This window comes from Photobacterium sp. HL06, assembly GCF_059552575.1.
Genome location: NZ_CM183914.1, coordinates 1,595,647 through 1,617,242, shown reverse-complemented (window position 1 = coordinate 1,617,242; position 21,596 = coordinate 1,595,647). Strand labels below are relative to the sequence as shown.

Below are 21,596 nucleotides of genomic sequence, written 5' to 3'. Positions count from 1 at the left end.
CTTGTTAATCCTTAACCTTTCACTGTGGCCTGGTAAAACTCACAATCGACATTGAGCACACTCGGTAACATGCCAACATTTATCCGTGTCTTTACATGTGACGTTGTATATTGCGCTTCAATGTTCTTGCTACGTGCAGCCAACGGCATTTCGACATAACTGGTGTATTGGTAACGGCGACAGGTACGTCCGTACTGGCGGATCACTGTGTCTAATAACTTCGGAACGTTGGTTAAGTCACCGTCTTGAATTTTCAGGCTGACTACATCCCAATCGACATTCACTAGCCTTTCATCTTGGGCAATGTGCGGATAGCCGAGCTTTTCAAACATCTCTTCCCATCCGGCCACCGAGCCAGCTTCGCGGGAAAACCCGTAAGCATGAGCCACACGGATGCGAAACAGTTTTTCGGGCTCTTGGCCGAGCTTTTCGACTCCACGTTGCCAAGCCAGGATATTCACCAAAGCAATCGGGGCGATCAGCGGGTCATGTTGTTGCAGCGGCATTTCAAAAGCGGCTTTCACATGTTCCCAGTAATTACACAGTGCTCGGGCGAATTTCGCTAACTCGCCTCTACCCATCCAGTAACGCAGGTTTATCTCAGGTATTTTCAATGGATACCTCCAACGTCTGAATTCGTGGTACCGTCAGGTTGTTGATGATGTCTGCATTATCAAATTCGAGTGATTCAATCTCCGAGAACTGGCCGTGTAGTTCTTGCCCAAGTTTGGAGAAGCTAAAGCGAAGCACCGGATTCGTCACCGTTGGCGAGTAATCAGTGTTCTCGCGGAATGCGGCACCGATGAACTTTTCAACCGCCGCTTTTAGCTGGGTACGCTCATCCATAGTGAGGGAGCGAAGCGGCCAAACATGGCAAACAATGCTGTGTTGTGTTTCTGGCATCGCCATCACCTGCAGATCATCGCCATGGCCGTGTTGCCCCTGGTTGCGAATGTAGGTGTTCAGGTCGGTGAGCATTTCTTGTGATGGTTCACCCGTATCAAGCAGAATGTAGGCGTTTGCAGTACCTGGTCCCCGGGGTGCGTTATGCTCGAAATACACGTTATCGTCATTAATACCTGCGCGACTGGTCAGCAAAGAGCGATAAGCTGCATCAATGTGCCATTTCGCTACGGCGCTCCACTGGTTGCGGATACGTAAGCGAAGTTCGTCGTTGCTTTCTTTATCGGCCCCTGCTTCGAGCAACCATTCTGCGGGGTTGGTTGCTGCTGCAATACCAGGTATCGCAGTAGGCAAAATATGGTAGTAACCTTCGCCAAGGTTGTAGGCCGCACCCTCTTCTTCTGCCTCGACATTAACCAAAATCATGGTTTCGTTTTCTGGCAAGGTGGTATCGGCAAGAACACGAACACGGTAGATATTTCCGTTAATCGCTTCGGTTTGAATCCACGTGTCTTTTGGAATGACCAATGCCGGGCCTTTCACAGCCGCACGTTGAAAGGCGATCATGCCTTTGGCGCTAGTTGCGCCCTTTCGAGTCAATTTGCATTGCCATGCAAGCAAGTCCAGCCATTGGTCTACTGCCGTAGCGACAAACATATTTGGCAGCACATAACCAACCAGTAAGGTGATAATTAGCCACAAGGTGACTTTAACCACGGCAGATTCAATCAAGCGCCAGAACGGGGAGAAAGGCGAATCATTAGAGATTATGCACTCTTCCTTTTCCATTTCTTCTTTGAGCACTGTTTTCCAACCCGCTTCATCAGTCGGTATGCCCGATTGTTTCACTAGTTCAGAATAATCAGGTTTAGGAATATCAGACATTCACAAGCTCCACGGTCAATTCGCCAAAGTCGATAGTTTTAGCAAAGATATAAATCGTGCCCTCTTTGGGCTCTTCAAGTCGTACCGTTCCCGGTACCAAGCGCACATCTTCTTCCACCAATAATTCCAACTTGGTGCGAATATCGGCTTTCAGTGATGGGCTACGCTCGGCAATCAGTTCAACTGCTAGCTGGCTTTCTAAAATGGCGTGTTTAATGTCTTGGGCGATCACTGCTCGGTCTTGAATCAAAATAGGGTTGCGCCCGGCATCAAGCACCACATCACCTTCTTCAATCAGCAAATCTTGATATTTATAATCCGCCATCAGCCTGCCGCCATTTCTAGTTCGCTCGCCATATCTTGCGGGCTACCCATATAAGTTGGATAAATAGCCACCCCACCGTAATTAGTTGAACTAGTTTGATAGCTGGCTATGGATTTAGCCGCGCCGCCTGGTTGGATAGCTGCCCTTGGTGTAGCCTGCTGAACGGCTTGGGATTTAATTTCGGTTTCCTCGCTGCCAAAGCCGGGGATCCAATCCACCAAGCCTTTCGCCACTTCCCATACACTGCCAAGTTGCTCTGATATCCAACTGAAGACGGTACCGAAAATGTTTTTCAGACTATCAGCCAAAGCGAACAGGCCATCAAAGCCACTGGTATCGGTGAAGCCACTCATTACCCATTGCCAGCCGCCTTTCAGGAACTGGTACAATGCTTGGAATGGTGCCGTTAGCAAGGTGATTGCACCTTGGATAATCTGAAACCAAGTGGTATCGCCAAAGCTGGCTTTCAGATCATCCCAGTAGTAAATCAGGGCTCCGATAGCAGCTATTGCGGCAACGATGGCTACAATTACCAGCACGATAGGGTTAGCAGCGATCATGATGTTTGCTGCAAGAACGGCGGCACGTAATGCCACCATGCCTTTAGTCAACAGGAAGTTCATGCCTGCCCAAATCTTCATGGTTAAGGTAAAGGCCACCATGGCCTGTTTGCCTATACCCATCATCATGGTGAACATACCGCCAGCGGCTACTAACCCAAGCACAGCCATTCCTGCCATACCGATGTACTTGGTCAAGTTCGGGAACATCTTCGTCCAAAGAAGGATTTCTTTTCCTCCGTCGGCAAATGCCTGAGCCACAGGCAATACAACCGGCAGTAGTGCTTGGCCGAATGCTGCCCGTATTGCGAACACTAGTTGTTCCAGTCGCTCCCATTGGTCTGTCATGCTTCCAGCCATTTCTTCAGCCACATCAAGACCTTTCACCTTGCCTAGCTCATCAATGGAATTAGCCAACCCATCGGTGTTTTGCATCAGAAGTTGAATCATGGCAGTTGCTTCTTGGGTACCGAATGCCTTGCTCAATTCTGCTGATTCAGCAACAGAAATAGTGTCGCCATAACGCCCTTTGATTTGGTTCAGGATGTCGACCATTGGCAGCATCTGCCCTTGGGCATCAGTAAACTGCATATTCAAGGCTTCTTGGGCTTTGGCTGTACCTGCGAGGAAAGCACGGTATTTGGTACCCGCTTCACTTCCGCTCATAGTGGACTGCAAAGTACCAAGGATCGCCATTTGCTCTGTCATCCCAACACCAACAGCCGTGGCCGAAGCTCCCACCGAAGTAAAAGCCGAGGACATGCCATCACCAGTAGTCTTGAACATCTGAACGGCCCTTGCCGTTTGCCCACCAAGCATGTTCACCCAGTCAGCTTTGCCCATTTCGTTTGCTGAGTTCTGGAAGATGCCATACATGGTGCCAACATAGTTGGTGATGGTTGATGTATCCGCCTTTGTGGCTGCGGCTAACACACCTGAAGCACGGGTAAACTCGGAAAGCTCATTGCCAGCCAAACCAGATATGGCCGATTGAATATCATAGGAAGCGGCCACAAACTCAGTGGCCGACTTACCATAATCAACAGCAAAGTTCAGCGCAGTATCACTAAGCTGCTGCAGCTGCTCATCAGCCACACCTAACGATTTCACTTCACCAAGAACGCGATCCATTTCGATGGCAGGCATTAACGCGGCTTGCAGTGCAAAACCTGCACCTGCAACGCCAGCGGCACCCGCTATCATAGTATGGGTACCGTCACGGTAATCCCGCCCCATATCACCGAATTGTCTTTGAATGTTGCCAAGTGGTTTACTGATTTTGTCAATCAGGCCCACTTGGAACATCAATGCGTCTGGTAAGCTCACTCGTTATGCATCCTTGCTTATGAACTAAAGGCTTTCGCTACTCCGTTCGCGGTGGCCGTTGCCATGTTTTCCCAGTGATTCTTTTCTAGCCAAACAGCCCTGGCTAAATTGCTATCGGTGTCCGGCTCACCAGGCATCCACTTACGACGCCAAGCGAGCATCTTGCCAAAGTCGTTGCGGTCAAGCGCAGCGACAAGGCCATCTATTTTTTTACGGTGATTTCCAACTGTGGCGCGTATTCAGCCATTACTGCTGCGGTTAACTGCACAGCAGCACTTGGGTTGGCATTGGTGATACTACGCAGGGCATCTTTCGATTCTTCCGTAACGCAATTGAACAGAAAATTATGTGCCGGTGCGACTTTGTTATCTGGCATCAACTCGTTCATATAGTCGTTGTATTCAACTTCTGTTGGTTGGAATGCCAACTCTTCTTTGCCAACGTTCAGGGTAACTACTTGCTCTTTCATGCTGCCTTTCCTTGTTTAAGCATTTCGATAACTCGGTTAAATCCAGTATCAAAGTGGCGTTCCATCCTTTCCGCCATATCTTTGAGTTCTTCCTTGGTGGCATGATGTTGCGCCACATAGGTTTTGTAATCAGATAGCTCCTTCGACAAGCGGAAGAGGTAGCCGATTAGCACACTGGTAAGCAAAGTGAGTAAGGAGGCCAGTGCTACCAGTGCATTCAGCCAGTTTGGATCCATAGCTATTCCTTTTTAGGGACTTCCTTCAGGCGTTTGCCCTGCAGCGATGCAATTACATCGTCAACCGTTGCTTGAACCACATCGTTGGTTGTCAGGTTCTTGAGTGTTTCCAAGCCCCAAACCACGGCCCGGGTTGCGAAGCGTTCCAGAATGATTTTCCAACCGATTTGGAAGAACAGACCTTTCAGGACTTCCCAAACCGTTTTCAGTAGTACGCCAGTAACGAAATTCATGCGGCTTGCTCCTGTTCCATCATGTGAAGGTAAGCGTTTTTGTAATCCGTTTCGGTGGCTTTACCTCCCGAGGTGTTCCAGTACTTCTTGGCGTACCGAGCAAGACCATCAAGGTCATCAGCTGCTGGTAACGGCTCCGGGAACCTAATCAAATTCATCCTGGCGGCTGCCACTGCATACTGAGGACAAATCACCATCATCAACGGATCATGTTCACCAATGGCCCCGAACATACTCATGGCGTCCAACAGGTGTGGTTTTGTTTTACCCAGCCATTCAATCAGCCAGTAGAAGGTGGCCGGCTCCATTTGGGTAAAACCCATCGCTGGCCCACGAACCTGCTTGGAATACGTGAACTTGCCGGATTCATGGGCCACAATCATCATGATGAGAGCAACCGCCGCATCCGTGTTCAGCTTGCCCTTACCTCCGGCGGCCGCATCCAACTGATCAAGCACAGGCTTAATCACATAGCTAATAAAGCGTTTTGCGATATTCATAGACGTCCCTTGTCTGCTAGTTCCTGGCATGAGGTGCAATACCTGCACCCCGGTACTTTCTCGCGGCGTTTTTCGGGAATTGGCTCGCCACATTCGCCGCATTCATGTGCGCTTTCCCGTTGTTCAGTCTGGTGAGACCTTGCCCGTTGCTTGGCAATCGCCATTTCTGTGAATTGGGCTTCGAAACGGCAGCCTTGGTCGACAACATCAGTCATCAAGCCCCCTTATTGCACCAAGTCTTCAGTTTCATCATCACGCAAGTACGGCACGCCATTGATGCGAACAAACTTAGGACTGGTCACTTCATAAGGCACCTTGTGAACCAAGGCACTTCCACCATTGCCATCAATATCTAAGAGGTCAGATAGCTTGATACGACAACCAAAGGCTTCAACCTTGAGTTCTTCTTTATCAATCTTGCCGTAGTACATGGCATCGAATTCAGGCAGGCCACGCCATGAACCTGCGTTCTTGGCCGCTTTGCTTAACAGGTTGAACTGTGCCGTCGTTAATTCCATTTCGCCCGAGGCTTCTACATCACCATCGACATAACCATCAGGTACACCACTGGTTTTATTGGTGGTTGAATTATCGGTAATAGATAGAGTGTTCTTTTGGGCTTTCAGTTTGATATCGCCCAAGGTGAAATGCATGTTCTTGCCAGAAATACGCATTGACATAGTTAGGCCTCCGTTCCGTTACTTAAATCAAGCGCAATGTTCACCACAATGTGCTTCGGACAGTTATGCGGCTTAATCATGATGCTGATAATGACTTTGGTTTTACTTACCCATTGGATCGTCACGTCTTCATCACGTGGCGTCATGATTTCACCAGGGAAAGTAATACCGCCGATTTCTGTGGTTTCGCTCATATCGAACAGCACTTTACGGAAGTAACTGCGGTTCAATTCAATACTTGCAGGGGTAGAGTTAAGAATGCGATCGGCAATACGTGCAATGGCCTTGAAGCGAACCCGGCGGTTAGCTTTATGAACGGGACGCACATACTCCAAATACTGGTAATCACCTGTTTTGGTTTCCAGCGTCATCGCATCAGACCAGTATGTGCCTTCATAATCGGCGTACCATTGCGGTACCGAATAGCGAGCCTCTGCGAGTGTTGCAATGGTCGACATTGCCAACGCTTTACCCGCACTATCAACAGGCATTGCACCCAGAGACAAAACTGAACCGGTTGATACTCGCATTGGCGTATCTGCCACTGTTACCGTGCGGTCACACAAACGGCCAGCCAGTACACCAATGTTATTGCCATTGAGCATAGGAACCGGCGTCACCCAGCGGGCAGCGACATCTTTGGTTAAGAGGATCATGGCCGTTTCATATTGCGCCCATGTTTGAGCATCAGTATCAATGCCCGGCGTAGCAGCCAGAATGTACACCCAACGGCCTAACTTACTGGTTAGCTCTTCGGCCTTGGATTGCATAGTGTCAAAGTCAGCCTTATCTGTGGTGACATCACACAAGGCAACACCTTCGAAGCTGTCCGTTTCGTTGGCATGGTCAATGGCATCTTCCCAGCTAGCACCATCAGCCAAACCATAAATAGCTGCAGTCCAATTCTGTTTACCGTTAAGCTGTGCCGCTTTAACGTTGTCACCCAAGCTGTCACTATCGACAACATCATCTAAATCAGTCATGGCATTAATGCGTGTTACCTTGCCATGCAATTCAGCCTTTGTTGTTTTTCCAATGAATAGCATGTGGCGTTCAATTTCAGGCGGTGTTCCCTGCCCTAAATTGAGGTTGTTAACCTCTACCTTACCGATTGCCATTGTTTCAGTTCCTTCTGCGAGCCTGCTCAATAATTTGAATGAGCTGGCGATTCACTTCCTGTTCTCGGCTACCCAGTATCTGGCGTTCTGCCAGTGGGATATCCCATGCGGTCTGATTAGGCTGGTTGCTCAACTCCCTGATGATTAACCCTGCCTTACCGTGGGTGATGGTTTCCATAATGTGGCGTAAGGTCGGCTTCTTTCGTCCTTTGCCACTTTTTCGCGGTACCGTATAACCCAGTTCCCGCAGCTTCCTTGCCTGCCCCTTGGTGCATTGCGCGTTGTAATCCGGTGTGCCCCAGCGTTTTTTCATCTGGCCGGCAGTTACTCGTTGCTTCTGGCCCAAGTGGTGACGGGCTGCAATTCTGCCCGTTAACTTGTTCTTCCATGTCAGTTCTAAGCGGTTGGCGTTGCGAACATAAGGTTCCAACCCTTTGCCCATTCGCTTGAGCATCTTGCCTTTCTTCTTCGATTGCTTTGGCTGAAGCTTCTTACCGCGAATATCTTTTTGCTGGCGAATGCGTTGCCTAGTGTTTTTTCGTTCCCACCGTCCAAGCGTTTTAAGGATCCAAACTCGCTTCTTCGGTGGCATTGCCATCAAAGCCAGCTTTTCATTGAAGTTCAGCCGGTGCCGTTCATTCAGTTGGATGATCGGTGTCATTTGCCACCTCAATATCCTCGGCCACATCAATCGGCACAGTTTGAACACGGTAGGTTTGACCACGCCATGACACCATGCCGAGCGGGTCAGGGATCAATTCAATCGGCTCCATCAACTCCAGTTCAATTGATACATCGGCTGATTCCTGGCTATTTACGTCCACGGTCACTTCTGGATCTCCCAGTTCGTATTCGTTTCGGTCGCGGTCACAATCAGCCAGCCAACAAGCAACAAGCGCAAAAACGTTACGCGGGTCTAACTGCTGATGTGGTAAATCTTCAATCGATATCACTGCGGTGTAACGCCACTGGGCAACGATGTGGCCGCCATTACCCCGGTCTTCACCATCCACCTGAATGGTTGCCGACTCCTGCCAGGCATCTAATTTGTTTTCGAGCACATCACTTTTCAGGTGATCAACCATGTATTCGGTGAGGTGCTCTAACTTGGTTTTGGTATAGATTTCATCTGACATCAGATCACCCCTACTGACGCTCGGCCAAGGCCAAGCAATTGGCGGGTGTCTCGTGTGCTTTGGGCCAAGAATTTATCTTGCTGGTCGGGCTCATCCGTTGCCGCATTATTGGCTTCTTTACGGCGGTCTTGCGTGGCGAACTCTGGCAACAAATCACCATGCGCCCGGCCATACACAGCACGTTTATAGATGGCGGTATCATCTTCATCCAACACTGGCGGCTGGCCTGCTTCATCCAGTAGCGAAACCAGTTGTTTCTTTACCGCCTTTGCAGCAATACGTATTGCCATTGCCATAGAATCGTTATCGAATGTCGTAGGAACGCGGCGAACCTTGCGGAACTCATCGGTTGATAAATCCGGCCAGCCTGCACCTGCAATTTGCGTATTGTCATCAGTGTTAGGTTTGCCACCAAAGCTCATCACGTCACCTACTTAAATAGGTAAGGGTTAATTGGTGTCGACGGTTATTGTTTTCCATTGCTGGGCAACACCTCGGCCAAAAACCCTTGGGGGGTTGGGAGTCTTTATGATTCCGTTAGCGCACGTATGCGCATATCAATTTTTTCGATCAGGGTTCTCACCCCAATTTTGTTGTTGAAGCTATTAGCCTCAAACAGTAACTTTTGAGCCTGTTCTAACCTTTCCACATCATCGATAGCACTGGCTAAAGGCTTGCCGTTCATATCTCGAATTAAAAGTAAGCCGCAGAACTTGAACCATTTAGCGGTTAACTTTTCGTTCAGTCGCCAGTCTTTACGGACTTTCTCGAACACGCTGGAACAGTACGGCTCTACACTGTTGCCCTGCTCGGCCTGCTTTTCACACCAAACCAGCACACTGTCGGCAATAAAATGCGGCCAGTTACGCTTCACGTTATCCGGGGTTGGTTGCCCCTGCTCAATACAGACCAATGCCCATTCAATTGCCTGGTCAAACTGCTCTGTGTCGAACAACCAGATCACCACATGAGCAAACACCTGATTGGTGAACACATCCCCTTCTGATAAGTACCGTTCTACATAAGGGCGGTACTTGGGTAGCAGCTCTTCACGCTTCATGGTGATTTTGTCTGCGATGCGGTCACACTGTTTCAAGCGTTTAATGTCGTCTTCCAGCGCAATCAACTGAAGGTGAAGACTGCTGCTTTCTGGTGCGATACCGGACTCTTTAGCCTGCATAGATTGCTTTTTGGCTAACTTAATCTGTTTATCGCGACGACACGGTGAAAGGCTCATGCTTTAGGCTCTCAATATTTACTCTGCTGGTTCTGCTGGTTTAGCGCCAATATGCACTTTCGCTTCATCGAAAGAGGCATAAGCTTCAAAGTTACCAATGGCATAGCCTTCCCAACGCAAATAGCTGTTCTCGAACGCTTTGCGATCTTCTTCGTGCTTGGCCTTGCGGTGGCGAGTGCCTTTCTGGGTATAGATATGCAGGTTCTTCGGAATGGTTACCGTCATACGTTTACCCGGGAAGAACGGCGGCACAATCGCAGGGCGACCCGCAATAGAGAACGGCAAGTGCTGCGCTTCTTTCTTCTCGCTTGGGGTGTCTGCTTTGTCATAGATGCGAGCAGATTCTTCGGCGATAAGGTCAGCCCCAACCAGAACACGTAAACCAGGATGATTGCGGAACTGTGCCGGAATGTAGTTGTTGATAAGATCAGATGCCATTGCATCCAGCGTCTTATAATCACCACCGCCATCGCCATCTAAATAAACATCGAGTGCTACAATCCGGCTGGTTTCCCCTTCTTTCGCACCTTGTTCTTTAACGATTTGCTGCCAGCCTTTGTTAACATCTTCACCGTTAGGATTAGCTGCCGGGTCAGTTGTCTCTGCTACTGACGTACCATTGAAGCCGACACGGATCATATCCAGTGCAAATGCCATATTGGCGGATTCGTTCAGCAGCTTCATGAACTCGCCATTGCTGCCCGAGTTCGCCCAAACACTCAGGGTGTCCCAGGTAATTGAACAGTTGGAATCTGTTTCAGTCAGCTTGTATTCAAAACCATCTGGTGATGCTTTCTTATTGAAGCGACCATCTTTTTTACGGCCTGAATGCAAGCCAAGTGCACCAATTTCAACCACCTGACCAGAGATCTGATCAACATCAACCACAGTAATCAGGTTTAAGAACGTCACTGAATCCATCAGTGCTTTACGCAGTTGGGTTTCTTTTGGGCCAGTGATAGAGAACAGCTCTTTAACCGAAGTAACACCGAAGGCTTTTGCTAAGTTCTGGCTGTACTGGTTTAAGTTGTTACGAGCAATTTGATTAAGTTGCATGGTCTCTCCTTAAACCAGATCGTTATAATTGAAGTCGTCAGAACCACCAGAAAGATCAGGGCGTTGGTCGCCACCTTCTTCCAGTAGCTTACTGAACTGCTGTTGCATCGCGGTTTGGCCTTCTGCCAACTTAGTTAATGCACCCGTTAGTTCACTGAACTGTTCAGTGGTGACAGAACCTTCATCCTTCGGATTATCATCAGCACCTTTGAGTTTATCTGCTGGCGGTTGCTCACCACCTTCACCGCTACCATCTTTTGAGAAGTGGTTTTGCAAAGTTGTTTGAAGCGCAGCCTGACCATCCGCCAATTTAGTAATGGATTCGGTCAGAGCGTTGAATTGCTCCGTTTTCATGGTTTCATCATCCTTGTCTGGTAGATGGTTATCTGTGTCGCTCTGTTCTTCACCAAACAGCATCGAGAAAAATCGGGTTGCCAGTGATTTTTTAACCTGCTCGGTGAATTGAAACTCCAGCTCTAACGGTTCTAACTCCGTCACGTCCTGTGACTTATTCTCGGAGAACTCTAATCGAGTGGTACCGGTGCTGGCTGGGCGGTCGGTTACTGCTAGGCCTTTCAGGTAACATTTACCTGAATCGCAAAAATCTGGGTCTGGTTCGATAGAGGTAAATAGCTTCTGGCCTTTTTCGTTTGCCAGTAGCAGATGGCTATTAGGACGAAGAACAGCAAACAAACGGTGCTTGCCATTTTCTTTACCAGCGCTTAATTCAAGCACTTCACCCCAGTTGTCTTCGTCTTTACCCTCAAACCAATTAAAACGACGGTGCTCCGGCCAAATTAGTGCGGTGTACTCATCGGGGTTGTACGTTTCTGCCATCTGGTCGATCCAGTCTTTGGTAATGGTTCGACCGTCGATGGTTTGGCCTTCCGTGGCCACCCGAATCCGTTCGGTTTTTAACTGTCCGTGTTTAGGCATCGTCCGTGGTTCACTCTGTTGCTAGGGTCAGTGCTTTGTTCAAATGAATATCAAGTCACGGCAAGAATACGCATTTGAACAACCTCACGCATTCGATACTGTTCTGACAAATTCGGATTTTTACGTTATCCGAAACCATCCGAACAGTATTGCGTCAATTGAAGTATTTGCAGTTGTATGATTGCGGCATGGCATACTCTCCCGAAATCCGCGAAGCGGCCAAACGCCTCTATTTACGGCGTTGGACACCAGATGAAATACGATGCGAACTTGAGCTACCGAATGCTCGGGTGATTTATTACTGGGCTGATAAATACAGCTGGCGTGATTTATTACGTGAAGAAGAAGTGGACGAGGCGATTTCCCGTCGAATCGTGATGCTTACTGATATTCCAGAGAAATCACCAAACCAGATCAAAGAACTCGACATGCTGATTGAAAAGCATGTGAAGCTGAAGAAGCAGCGAGCCCAGGAGCAGAAAGCTAAAGCTCAACCGGCTGATAGTGATAGCGAAACTGGGAACAATGATCAGGGGCAGAATCAAAGCGGTAAGCCGAGTAATAAGAAGAAAGGCAAGAAGAAAAAGAACGATGTTAGCCAGCTGACAGCATCCGACTTTGATGGGTGGAACGATAGCCTGTTCGACTATCAGCATGTAATGCGTGACAACCTTCACCAAAGAACTCGAAACATTCTGAAGTCTCGCCAGATTGGGGCCACCTATTACTTTGCAGGTGAAGCACTCGAAAATGCCGTACTTACTGGCGACCCGCAAATATTCCTGTCGGCCTCCCGCGCCCAGGCGGAAGTCTTCCGCAGTTACATTATTGCCATTGCCAAACAGTTTTTAGGTGTTGAGCTTTCCGGCAACCCTATCACTTTACATACCGCCCATGGTGATGCTGAACTTCGCTTCCTTTCTACCAATAGCAATACGGCCCAGTCTTACCACGGCCATGTTTATATTGATGAGTATTTCTGGATCCCGCAGTTCGAGAAACTAAACAAGCTCGCGTCTGCAATGGCAACCCACAAGAACTGGCGGAAAACCTATTTCAGCACCCCATCCGCCAAAGGGCACCCGGCGTACGGGTTCTGGACTGGCGACAAGTGGAAAGGTGATAAGAAGGATCGCCAGCTCAAAGAGTTTCCAGCCTTCGATGATATGCGGGACGGCGGCCGACTCTGCCCCGACAGGCAATGGCGTTATATCGTCACCATTGAAGATGCCGCCAATGGTGGGTGTAACTTATTCGATATCGAGGAACTACGCGACGAATACAGTGAAGATGATTTCAAAAACTTGTTCATGTGCATGTTTGTTGATGATTCGCAATCTGTGTTCAAGTTCGCCCAGTTGGAAAGCTGTGGTGTTGATTCCGCCAGCTGGCGCGACTTCAAGCCGAAAAATATACGGCCATTTGCCAGCCGTGAAGTATGGCTGGGCTACGACCCTGCCCGAACCCGAGACAATGCCACCCTGGTTGTATTGGCTCCGCCTCAGTTTGAGGGTGAAAAATTCCGGGTACTGGAAAAGCACCATTGGCGCGGGCTCAACTTCCAGCACCATGTTGAACAGATAAAACGCATTTACCAGCGTTACCACGTGACCTATATCGGTGTCGACATTACCGGAATAGGTGGCGGTGTATTCGATATGCTGCACAACCTTTTCCCACGCGAAGCCCATGCGATTCATTACAGTGTGGACAGTAAAACCCGTTTGGTATTGAAGATGATTGATTTAATTGAAAACCAACGGATTAGCTGGGATGCCGAGCACAAGGATATTGGTGCTTCATTCCTGGCTATTAAGCGCGGGGTTACTGGCAGCACCAACCAAATGACCTTTAAAGCCGACCGCACCGAAAGCACAGGCCATGCAGATGTATTCTTTGCTATTTCTCATGCGGCTGCCAATGAACCCTTAGACCATAATACGAAACGGAAATCATCATGGACGACAATAGCAGCGTAAACAAAGACGTAGATAACAGCGAAGCCAGCACTAAAACGCCATTGATGTTTTCATTTGGTAATGAAGGGTGGGATTCGGTTAGCGGGTTCGACATGCTTAACTGTTTAGATGACAGTGGCTGTATTTTCTATGACGATTGGAACGAGTTTTGGGTTCCACCGCTTGATCGCACTTTATTGCTTAAAGTCAGCAAATCTAACCCATATCACGGACCGATTATATTTAGCCGGCGCAATATGGCAGCAGAACAAGTTCAGCTGACGTCGTTAATTAAACGCCATGAATATGAAGCCTTTCTTTATAATTACTTGATGTTCGGTGATGCCGCACTGCTAAAAATTCGGGATCGCTTAGGCCGTGTTATTGAACTGATTTGCCTTTCCAGCATTTGGCTTCGCGTATGCAAAGATGGCAGTTTTAAATACATGCAGCGCGATAACAAGCCTAAAACCTATTCCGCTAATGACATTATCTTCATTAAGCAATACGACCCGTACCAACAAATTTATGGCATTCCCGATTACATGGGCGGCTTGCAATCTGCCATGCTGAACACCGACGCTACCCTGTTCCGCCGCAAATATTATAAGAATGGCGCTCACTGTGGTTTTATTTTTTATGCCACCGACCCAGGGCTAGATGCGGATAAAGAAGAAGAGATGCAGAAAGCGATGAAAAGTAGCAAAGGCGTGGGTAACTTCAGCAGTATGTTTATCAATATCCCCAACGGTAAGTCAGACGGCATTAAGATCATCCCTGTGGGTGACATTGCCACTAAAGATGATTTTACCAGTATCAAATCAGTAACAGCGCAAGACATGCTAGCGGCTCATCGGTTCCCATCATCACTAGGTGGCATTATTCCATCAGGTAATCAGAACCTTGGCGACCCGCTAAAGGCCGATGAAGCCTATAAGAAGAATGAATCTATCCCGCTGGCGAGAAAGACTATTGACGCAATAAATCAAGATCCCGACATTCCTAAGCGATACCGGCTTCAGTTAGTCGCATAGCAAAACAGGCCATTTAACGGCCTGTTTTTCATAGCTTTATGATGTCTTTCACTAAATCGTCAGGTTTTGCGAGCTGATTGGCTTTACGGCAATCGACCAATTCATATACGTTTATATCCGAATGATTTTTATCTGCTTTTGATTGATCTTTGGCAAGACTACCCACCCAGTAGTAACGGCCTATAACTAGCAATCGAAATGCAGAGCAAATCATGAAGCACACCATGCTTAATCGCCTGGTCATTGTTTTTGGATGAAAACCGAGCATATACATGAATTATCACCTTGAATTAGTGTTACACCCTGCCATTGCAGACGATGTACTTACCCTGTTAGAAGAGGCCAATATTGAAAACAGTGAAATATTAACTTTCTCTAACGCCCCTGAAACCCCTGTGTTACGTGCTATTAGCGCTACCTTTGATGCCATGCCGTGGAATGCCATTGCAAAAGTTATGATTGCTTGGGTTAACTCAAACAAAGAACGATATGCAAAATTCGATAATAAAGGCAACCTTGAAGAAGCAAAAGGCTACAGCCCAGAAGACATCATAAAAATTCTCTCAGCAACCAAGCAAGGTAGAATCACTTTCTACGAAAATGATAAAACTGGAGAAGATTTTAACAAAGATTAACACGCAACTGTACAAAAAAACAGGCAACTAGATTACTATTGATACATCAGATCAAGTCAAGGGTATTCAAATGTCGATGCGGATTAATTGCACTCAGTGCGGGCATAAAGCCCGTATTGAAAAAACGAATTGGTTTACTAGCCGTTCGGCTGATTTATATTGTTCCTGTGCTGACCCAGAGTGCGGCCATACCTTCGTTATGTCGTTAGGTTTCAGCCACACTCTCAGCCCATCGGCAAAAGACACCACCGATTTAGTGACAGCTTTGGTTAAGACGATGTCGCCAGAGAAGGCGAAGCAGCTTCATAGTCAGTTATCAATTTTTTAATCTCTTCTACCTGGGCAGCGTCTAGCTGCCCTTCTCTGTTCAGCTTCTATTCTCGAGAGCTATCGCTGTTACATCCAGTTGATCTACAAGTTCCTTTAGGCCTAAAAGCACTTCTGGAGTGAAATGTTCAGCCTTATCTGCCAATACTAAGCTGGCCAAGTAGATACCTATCGCGCTTTTGTTTTCATCACCCGTATTCTGCACAACACTATCAACAATGAATTCAATAGCTTCCATAAATTGTTCTTCGTTTTTCATCAGCACAGCCAACCTAAAAAATAGTACTGTGCAAATATACAGTAGTTTTGATGTGTGTGTACAGTTTTCAGTCCTTTAACGAATTTACAGGGCTTGTCTACCATGGGTACTTACTACATAACAGTATAATCTGAGGGGGTATTGAAACGCTTCAACAAAACCAGACATCCAGAAAATTGCTGTCCAATACATAAACACATTGATGTATTGTAGATGAATGTTTAATCTGCTACTGATAGATGTAATTACTAAAGCTATTAACAACTTGGTTTATTCAAAATAATTAATAAACCAGACTCATTAGATGTGATAGGAACACGGAATGAAGTCACTATTTATCAGAATGCGCACAGTTCACTGGATTGGAATCCTACTACTAGTGCTAAATGCACTCTTACTCACAGAAAATTTACTATCCACGATTATCCAGCTAATTATTGCTGCGGTCATTTTAATCCATGATCTTGACGAGAAGCGTTGGGGAGTGGATACATTAGCTCAAGTGAGCCACTACTTAGAGAGTATCTCACAGAAGGATCTATCCCACGCTTGCGATGTCGATGCCCGGTATAATGCTGAACTTGCCCAACTACTTACAGTCGTAGACAATTTACGCAGTGAAATTAGCGCCGTATTAAAAGAAATAAAAACCAACTCACACACCAGTTTAGATAATGCAGGACAGGTTGCTGAGATGGCGGACAATGTTTTAAAGCTAACTGCAAATTCTAATAATCTTGTGCTCCAAGGTAGTGAAAAACTGATTGAACTAGACCAGTTGGCAACTGTACTCTCCTCCAGCACCACTGACTCTCACAACAATATCGACCACATAAATAGTAACCTGCAAGAAGTACAGCAAAACTTTACCTCGCTGGAAAAGCTATTACACGACTACACACTAAATAATGCGGAGTTGGAACAGGATCTAGATCGTCTCAACAACAGTGCAGATAAGGTACGAGGCGTATTAACAGTTGTCGCAGGTATCGCAGATCAAACTAACCTACTCGCTCTAAATGCAGCGATTGAAGCCGCACGTGCTGGAGAACAAGGAAGAGGTTTTGCTGTAGTTGCAGATGAAGTACGTGGACTTGCTGCTCGCACTCAGAAAAGTCTTGGTGAAATTGATCAAATTGTCGGCGAAATTACTCAGGCTACCAATCAAGCGACTGGACAGATGAACAGGCAAATCAAGAGACTAGATGAGATGCAATCTGGCATGGATAAAACAGTAAACATAATCCAGCAAACGGCAACAGAAGGAAGTTCTACGCTTGAGCTAGTCGATCAGACATCGCAACTTGCTCATGACTTACAACATATGAGCGCGAGTATGACAGAAATCATCAATCTGATTAGCCAGCATTCCAACAGTAATCACCAAACAATCACCCGTATTACACATCGTATTCATGAGCAACATACAATGGAAGACGCAATTTCAACATCAGTTGCTAAATTTACGCTTTAACCAGATTTATAGGTTGTGGCTATTACAGCACAACCTACTTTTCCAGTACCCGCTTTTCTTCGTCACACATAATCATTCCCTCACATCAGTAGGTACGGATCACCGGTATTGTGATACCTCTCATATTGCTCAATCATTAGCATGCTCTTAGACAATTCATCCTCATGATCACCCTCATTTTCATTAAGAAATCGCTCATCACTTAAAACGCTTTGCCAGTAAGCACGCTTTTCTTTGAATCGGAAATAGCTGTTGGCGTATTCGATACATGCGGTTTGTTTGGCTTCTGCTACGGTTTGGCGATAGGTTTCATCTTCAGATTTAGATTCCATCGACCAACCACGTGCACCCGCAGCCCAAAGTAGAAAATCATAAGCTTTGTCTTCGGCCTGTTCGCCATCGAAGGCAATACAAAATATATTTTTAGTGCTGGCATGAACGCCACGGCTTTTCATTTTATCACGTTGGGTTTTAATTTGGTTTTCGAGACGAATGATTCTGCCTGTTAATTTGTTAATGGTGTCTTGTGGTTTTTTGGCTTGTTTCGCAATTGATTTCGCTTTAATGGTTTGGTCTAACTGCTTTTCAATGCGCCTTATGCTTCGGTTTAATGGTTTACGCCATTGCTCTAGCTTGTAGCCACATTCTTTGATAATTGCTGCCATGTTATCGGCTTCAAAGCTGGCAACACATTCCCACGCAGGGGCGCGACTACACTGAGCAATATTGTAGCGGTTTCCTTTAATTAGTCCTTGGTCGGCATTTTCCCCTTTCGCAGCATAACCAACGGCTTTGATGATGTAAGTTCCTGCGGCTTTTGGTTGCTGGATACGTTGCAAGTTAGCAAAACCATTACCCCATAACTTTTCTAGCCGTTTTGACCAGGCAGAAAACTGCGGTTTAGGCACTGACCAATTTAATAAAACATGTACGTGAGGATTAGGTTCACCGTATTCATTGGCCGGGCATTCAGCCACCCAGATATAATGAAAGTCTGCAGGTTCTTGAGTCGGGCCAACGTCACTGGCTTTGGTGTAACCGCTTATGGATTTTTCTTCTAATTTGCAATATTCCGCGCCGCTTTCAGCATCAATTTCAACGGTATGATTTGCCACCCAACCACGGTGATACATCTTTTTGGCACCATCAAGAAAACGGGAAACTTCTTTTCCTATGGTTGTCTCAGCCGTTTTTGTTAATGTGAATTCTTTTTCTGGCTTGGCAAAGATAGGAGTATATGGCCCGGCAATATCACCGTTTTCGTTCATCACTTTAACCGAACCATCATCATGAATATCGACGGTGGCCGCGGGGTCATCGGCACACGTGTCAATGTAACAATAGGGCCCCGCAATATGATCAACAGATTTCGCCATATTGCGCTTAATATTTATGGGGGTGTTAGTTCCATCAGTACATTTCAGCTGTGGGCGACCGCGCAGCATTGAACGTGGACCACGTGTTTTACTGGCTGGAAGTGGTGGTTCTGGCAATGTGGAATATGGTGCGGCATCACCTTCTACCATTCCCCCAAATATTTTATTTCGTTGTTCATTTTTAAAGGTCAGGGTTAGGAACGTAGTAAATCCACCACAGCATGTTGCAACATAAGCGCCCGATTCAAAAATTTTACTGACTGCACGCTTAGTCAGGCTCTCAGTAAATCGATCACCTTCTTGTGCATCAGGGGCTGCACTTGAAGGTGTTTGGGTATGATATTGAACTTTGAACCCGCCGGACCAATCTCGTTTCATCAACCTGATTGAATTTGGACTGACTTTTGGCTCTGCAATCTTCGATTTGCCTTTTGGCGGCAATACTCGCGCTTTGTTACCTTCCTCTGTAAGCGCGTATAACGTGTCTTCAGAATAGAATGACTCTGTGCTACCAAAAACCGTATTACCACGCTGTAACTTACGCTCCTGTCGCAGAATCTTATCTAATTGGGCTTGTTGTGGGTGTGTCGGACTTTTGCGCCCTTGGACAAGCCTATTGTTTTCGGCACTGCGTGCCGCCGCTTCGCGGATGTGTTCTGCGCTATAAAATGGCAAAGAAGCAGCGTGCTCTTTTTGCTTCTCGACAAGGAATTGATTTTCACGATTAACGCGATTCAAATTCCAAATCTGTTCTGGATTTAAACGGCTTGGGCGTGGCCCACAAAAATCGAATCCTAAAAAACCGCTATTATAAGCGGCTAAGTGTTGTTCTGTTTTGTCATGCGGCTGGACACTACCAGCCGCATAATAGAGATCGCTATTAGATAACATCATCTTCCCAGCCATGTAAGGAAACCTTTTCATGGTTTCTTTCACCTAAAAAATACAATTCAAATAATTTCTAAAATTTATTTCAGGCTCTTATTCATTCGCATTCAGTTTTATCCGTTTTTACTCGTTCGTATTGCTTAAATCCCCCGTAACGTGGGGGAATCCGGCCCATTTACGTAGCTGGCGCACGTTAGCTAAGATGTTGTTTCGACATAACAACCCAGCAAAAAAGGAGAGCCAAATGACTGGCTACACTGACCAACGTTCAAACAATGATTCTGAAAAATTCCATGTACCTAAACGTCAAACCCCGATACCTCAACCACAAAAAAATAAGGACTAAATATGTCTAGGCATGACACCCAATTTAAAATTCGTTATTCCAACCGAATGGAGCAAATGAATGCCTGCTTCTATCATCGATTAGATAAAACAATGTCTATCCTTCAGATATTCTTAGGTTCAGCCGTTGTTTCTGGTACTCAATTTAATATTGAAATTGGGCTGTTCATTGCTTTCGTTGCCGCTATCACACATACCATTCAACCTGCAGTAAAAGCAGTTCATTCTGAATACCAGCACAAGCAGTATGTTGACCTTCAAACGGAGGAACCAACTTGTGATGATGAACTACTTACTAAGTACAAAACGATTCAGGGCAAAGATACCGCTGTATTACAAATCTTTGATACTGCTGCTCATGTAAGAGCCGGTATCGAGCTTGGCTGTGATGTTTCCACTATCACGCTAACTCGGCTTGAACTCGTTATGTCTTTTCTTGCGGGTGAAAACCTATCTCGAACGAATAATCGCTAATATCGCGCCCCTCTTGGGGCGTTGATTCTTCACACCAACTTGCCAATTGCCTCACCTGCCCAAGCATTAGCAAACTCTTGCGTCACCTTATTTTCCATTTCTTCTGGCAGTGTTGCTGTCACACCCCACCCCCAAAGGTTTGGCGGTGTTAGCTTTAACTCAATAACGAAAGCATTCATCAGCCAGTTGAAGTGGCGTGGTTTTACGGTTACAACGCCATGGGCGGTTTGGAATGTTTGGTTACTCATAACTCAGCAAACTCCTGTGCATCACAAATCATATAACCGCCAGTGTGCTGGCCCTTCACCAACACCCCATTTTTTACATGGGCGCAATCCAGCTGAACGCAGGCGTTTTCGATTGCCTGATCGCGGGATTCAAACTCCCCCACCTGCATGTTCATTACTTCCTGAGTTTCAGAATTACGAACAACACCACCGCCAGAATTCAGGCAAACCGCTAGATAGTTCATCATGGCTATTGCTCCTGAAGTGATTTGCAGCGGTGAAGGGGTTCTGTTTGCTCCCACCATGTTTCAATTGCATCAACAACAAGATCACTTTGATGGCGGCAGAGGAAATACAGGCTACGGATTGCGCCAAGAGAATCTGACTCTAATGGGCTGCCGTTGTCGCTGCTGTTGAATACACACATCCAGAACGCGAACCAGCCTAGCTGGGTTTTCTCTGGTGAAATCACTTCGCAATGCTGAACTAGTGAAAGGCTTTTGCTTAGCGCAAACCATTCGCCTGAGTTGTCTTCGATGTAATCGAACATTGAGATGAAGTGTTCAACATCGTCCTGGTTGAAGTTCATCATCCCTTTTAGGGCTTCGAATAAGTCACTTTGCGTGACCATAATTGTGTGAATGGTCATGCTGCCACCTCCGCGTTGTCTTTGGCTTCGGCGATCAGCTCAAGCAGTTTGTCTTCGATTTTTAATAGATTAGTAAGAGGTGGGGTATTATCTTCAAAACTATTTATATCCAAATAAACACTGTATTTATAGATAGGTGATGTTTCTTCATTATGTTCTGTACCAGCTGGGTGAACACGAACGCCAAACTCATCCACATTACATTGATAGCGCACATTAATTTCAATCACATCTTTGTTCATCAGCGCTAGCTGCATGATGCCAAGAACCACATCTTGGCAATTACGGTTTGTTCTAATTTCTTCTAGCATTTCCAATGCGGTTTTCTTCTCGTTACTCATGGTTCTCTC

The 21,596-nt window shown here is 46.6% G+C and carries 31 protein-coding genes; 6 read left to right on the top strand and 25 right to left on the bottom strand.

Going from position 1 to position 21,596, the window contains the following annotated elements:
• Window positions 1–11: 11 nt before the first annotated feature.
• The 18 genes from AC51G0_RS07690 to AC51G0_RS07605 form a co-directional block, all read right to left on the bottom strand.
• Entirely contained in the window at window positions 12–614 is a 603-nt protein-coding gene (locus AC51G0_RS07690) for a phage tail protein (protein WP_496301464.1), read from the bottom strand.
• Window positions 601–1,788, bottom strand: a complete 1,188-nt coding sequence (locus AC51G0_RS07685; RefSeq protein ID WP_496301463.1) for a baseplate J/gp47 family protein — start codon at window positions 1,786–1,788, stop codon at window positions 601–603. The genes AC51G0_RS07690 and AC51G0_RS07685 overlap by 14 nt, the downstream gene beginning before the upstream one ends.
• On the bottom strand, window positions 1,781–2,113 hold the full coding sequence (locus AC51G0_RS07680; protein ID WP_496301462.1) for a DUF2590 family protein: 333 nt from the start codon (window positions 2,111–2,113) through the stop codon (window positions 1,781–1,783). Before AC51G0_RS07680 ends, AC51G0_RS07685 begins: the two co-directional genes overlap by 8 nt.
• Window positions 2,113–3,978 (bottom strand): phage tail tape measure protein, encoded by a 1,866-nt coding sequence (locus tag AC51G0_RS07675; RefSeq protein ID WP_496301896.1) that lies wholly within the window; start codon window positions 3,976–3,978, stop codon window positions 2,113–2,115. The genes AC51G0_RS07680 and AC51G0_RS07675 overlap by 1 nt, the downstream gene beginning before the upstream one ends.
• A 38-nt stretch (window positions 3,979–4,016) precedes the next feature.
• On the bottom strand, window positions 4,017–4,160 hold the full coding sequence (locus tag AC51G0_RS07670; RefSeq protein WP_496301461.1) for a DUF6890 family protein: 144 nt from the start codon (window positions 4,158–4,160) through the stop codon (window positions 4,017–4,019).
• A gap of 41 nt (window positions 4,161–4,201) precedes the next feature.
• Entirely contained in the window at window positions 4,202–4,468 is a 267-nt protein-coding gene (locus AC51G0_RS07665) for a putative phage tail assembly chaperone (RefSeq protein ID WP_496301460.1), read from the bottom strand.
• Window positions 4,465–4,704: a hypothetical protein gene (locus AC51G0_RS07660; protein ID WP_496301459.1), complete on the bottom strand. Its 240-nt coding sequence runs from the start codon at window positions 4,702–4,704 to the stop codon at window positions 4,465–4,467. The genes AC51G0_RS07665 and AC51G0_RS07660 overlap by 4 nt, the downstream gene beginning before the upstream one ends.
• Window positions 4,705–4,706: 2 nt before the next feature.
• Window positions 4,707–4,937, bottom strand: a complete 231-nt coding sequence (locus AC51G0_RS07655) for a hypothetical protein (protein WP_496301458.1) — start codon at window positions 4,935–4,937, stop codon at window positions 4,707–4,709.
• Window positions 4,934–5,437, bottom strand: a complete 504-nt coding sequence (locus AC51G0_RS07650) for a hypothetical protein (protein WP_496301457.1) — start codon at window positions 5,435–5,437, stop codon at window positions 4,934–4,936. Before AC51G0_RS07650 ends, AC51G0_RS07655 begins: the two co-directional genes overlap by 4 nt.
• Window positions 5,434–5,652 (bottom strand): TraR/DksA C4-type zinc finger protein, encoded by a 219-nt coding sequence (locus AC51G0_RS07645; protein WP_496301456.1) that lies wholly within the window; start codon window positions 5,650–5,652, stop codon window positions 5,434–5,436. Before AC51G0_RS07645 ends, AC51G0_RS07650 begins: the two co-directional genes overlap by 4 nt.
• 9 nt (window positions 5,653–5,661) lie before the next feature.
• The gene (locus AC51G0_RS07640) at window positions 5,662–6,117 is read right to left on the bottom strand and encodes a phage protein (protein WP_496301455.1); all 456 of its coding nucleotides are present in this window, start codon (window positions 6,115–6,117) and stop codon (window positions 5,662–5,664) included.
• Between the two features lie 2 nt (window positions 6,118–6,119).
• Entirely contained in the window at window positions 6,120–7,235 is a 1,116-nt protein-coding gene (locus AC51G0_RS07635) for a DUF2586 domain-containing protein (protein ID WP_496301454.1), read from the bottom strand.
• A gap of 4 nt (window positions 7,236–7,239) precedes the next feature.
• A complete protein-coding gene (locus AC51G0_RS07630; RefSeq protein ID WP_496301453.1) occupies window positions 7,240–7,896 on the bottom strand; it encodes a phage virion morphogenesis protein in 657 nt (218 codons plus the stop codon).
• On the bottom strand, window positions 7,871–8,371 hold the full coding sequence (locus AC51G0_RS07625) for a phage tail protein (RefSeq protein ID WP_496301452.1): 501 nt from the start codon (window positions 8,369–8,371) through the stop codon (window positions 7,871–7,873). Before AC51G0_RS07625 ends, AC51G0_RS07630 begins: the two co-directional genes overlap by 26 nt.
• A complete protein-coding gene (locus tag AC51G0_RS07620) occupies window positions 8,371–8,793 on the bottom strand; it encodes a head completion/stabilization protein (RefSeq protein ID WP_496301451.1) in 423 nt (140 codons plus the stop codon). Before AC51G0_RS07620 ends, AC51G0_RS07625 begins: the two co-directional genes overlap by 1 nt.
• 104 nt (window positions 8,794–8,897) lie before the next feature.
• Window positions 8,898–9,608 carry a phage terminase small subunit gene (gene gpM, locus AC51G0_RS07615; protein WP_496301450.1) on the bottom strand — a complete coding sequence of 237 codons (711 nt, stop codon included), beginning with the start codon at window positions 9,606–9,608 and terminating at the stop codon, window positions 8,898–8,900.
• A gap of 18 nt (window positions 9,609–9,626) precedes the next feature.
• Window positions 9,627–10,664, bottom strand: coding sequence for a phage major capsid protein, P2 family (locus AC51G0_RS07610; RefSeq protein ID WP_496301449.1), 1,038 nt, complete (start codon window positions 10,662–10,664; stop codon window positions 9,627–9,629).
• A gap of 9 nt (window positions 10,665–10,673) precedes the next feature.
• Window positions 10,674–11,600 (bottom strand): GPO family capsid scaffolding protein, encoded by a 927-nt coding sequence (locus AC51G0_RS07605; protein ID WP_496301448.1) that lies wholly within the window; start codon window positions 11,598–11,600, stop codon window positions 10,674–10,676.
• A 188-nt stretch (window positions 11,601–11,788) separates the two neighbouring features.
• On the opposite strand from AC51G0_RS07605, the gene AC51G0_RS07600 reads away from it, so the two are divergent.
• Together AC51G0_RS07600 and AC51G0_RS07595 are read left to right on the top strand one after the other, a co-directional pair.
• Window positions 11,789–13,579: a terminase large subunit domain-containing protein gene (locus AC51G0_RS07600; protein ID WP_496301447.1), complete on the top strand. Its 1,791-nt coding sequence runs from the start codon at window positions 11,789–11,791 to the stop codon at window positions 13,577–13,579.
• Window positions 13,558–14,592 carry a phage portal protein gene (locus tag AC51G0_RS07595; protein WP_496301446.1) on the top strand — a complete coding sequence of 345 codons (1,035 nt, stop codon included), beginning with the start codon at window positions 13,558–13,560 and terminating at the stop codon, window positions 14,590–14,592. The genes AC51G0_RS07600 and AC51G0_RS07595 overlap by 22 nt, the downstream gene beginning before the upstream one ends.
• A 28-nt stretch (window positions 14,593–14,620) precedes the next feature.
• On the opposite strand, the gene AC51G0_RS07590 is transcribed toward AC51G0_RS07595, so the two are convergent.
• Window positions 14,621–14,866 (bottom strand): hypothetical protein, encoded by a 246-nt coding sequence (locus AC51G0_RS07590; RefSeq protein ID WP_496301445.1) that lies wholly within the window; start codon window positions 14,864–14,866, stop codon window positions 14,621–14,623.
• Between AC51G0_RS07590 and AC51G0_RS07585 the strand changes: the two genes are divergently transcribed.
• Together AC51G0_RS07585 and AC51G0_RS07580 are read left to right on the top strand one after the other, a co-directional pair.
• Window positions 14,865–15,227 carry a hypothetical protein gene (locus AC51G0_RS07585; RefSeq protein ID WP_496301444.1) on the top strand — a complete coding sequence of 121 codons (363 nt, stop codon included), beginning with the start codon at window positions 14,865–14,867 and terminating at the stop codon, window positions 15,225–15,227. The two genes, AC51G0_RS07590 and AC51G0_RS07585, sit on opposite strands and share 2 nt — an antisense overlap.
• Window positions 15,228–15,303: 76 nt before the next feature.
• On the top strand, window positions 15,304–15,555 hold the full coding sequence (locus tag AC51G0_RS07580) for an Ogr/Delta-like zinc finger protein (protein WP_496301895.1): 252 nt from the start codon (window positions 15,304–15,306) through the stop codon (window positions 15,553–15,555).
• A gap of 39 nt (window positions 15,556–15,594) precedes the next feature.
• On the opposite strand, the gene AC51G0_RS07575 is transcribed toward AC51G0_RS07580, so the two are convergent.
• A complete protein-coding gene (locus AC51G0_RS07575) occupies window positions 15,595–15,813 on the bottom strand; it encodes a hypothetical protein (RefSeq protein ID WP_496301443.1) in 219 nt (72 codons plus the stop codon).
• A 322-nt stretch (window positions 15,814–16,135) separates the two neighbouring features.
• On the opposite strand from AC51G0_RS07575, the gene AC51G0_RS07570 reads away from it, so the two are divergent.
• The gene (locus AC51G0_RS07570) at window positions 16,136–17,287 is read left to right on the top strand and encodes a methyl-accepting chemotaxis protein (protein ID WP_496301442.1); all 1,152 of its coding nucleotides are present in this window, start codon (window positions 16,136–16,138) and stop codon (window positions 17,285–17,287) included.
• Between the two features lie 80 nt (window positions 17,288–17,367).
• Here AC51G0_RS07570 and AC51G0_RS07565 read toward each other — a convergent pair whose 3' ends face one another.
• Entirely contained in the window at window positions 17,368–19,569 is a 2,202-nt protein-coding gene (locus tag AC51G0_RS07565) for a hypothetical protein (RefSeq protein ID WP_496301441.1), read from the bottom strand.
• Between the two features lie 330 nt (window positions 19,570–19,899).
• On the opposite strand from AC51G0_RS07565, the gene AC51G0_RS07560 reads away from it, so the two are divergent.
• Complete coding sequence (locus AC51G0_RS07560) at window positions 19,900–20,370, top strand: hypothetical protein (RefSeq protein WP_496301440.1); 471 nt, start codon at window positions 19,900–19,902, stop codon at window positions 20,368–20,370.
• 29 nt (window positions 20,371–20,399) lie between these two features.
• Here the strand turns inward: AC51G0_RS07560 and AC51G0_RS07555 are convergent, their stop codons facing one another.
• From AC51G0_RS07555 to AC51G0_RS07540, 4 genes are read right to left on the bottom strand one after another with little or no spacing between them, the layout of a single operon-like run.
• Complete coding sequence (locus tag AC51G0_RS07555; protein ID WP_496301439.1) at window positions 20,400–20,618, bottom strand: hypothetical protein; 219 nt, start codon at window positions 20,616–20,618, stop codon at window positions 20,400–20,402.
• Window positions 20,615–20,845, bottom strand: coding sequence for a hypothetical protein (locus AC51G0_RS07550; protein ID WP_496301438.1), 231 nt, complete (start codon window positions 20,843–20,845; stop codon window positions 20,615–20,617). Before AC51G0_RS07550 ends, AC51G0_RS07555 begins: the two co-directional genes overlap by 4 nt.
• A gap of 2 nt (window positions 20,846–20,847) precedes the next feature.
• Entirely contained in the window at window positions 20,848–21,246 is a 399-nt protein-coding gene (locus tag AC51G0_RS07545; RefSeq protein WP_496301437.1) for a hypothetical protein, read from the bottom strand.
• Window positions 21,243–21,587 (bottom strand): hypothetical protein, encoded by a 345-nt coding sequence (locus AC51G0_RS07540; protein ID WP_496301436.1) that lies wholly within the window; start codon window positions 21,585–21,587, stop codon window positions 21,243–21,245. Before AC51G0_RS07540 ends, AC51G0_RS07545 begins: the two co-directional genes overlap by 4 nt.
• Window positions 21,588–21,596 lie beyond the last annotated feature (9 nt).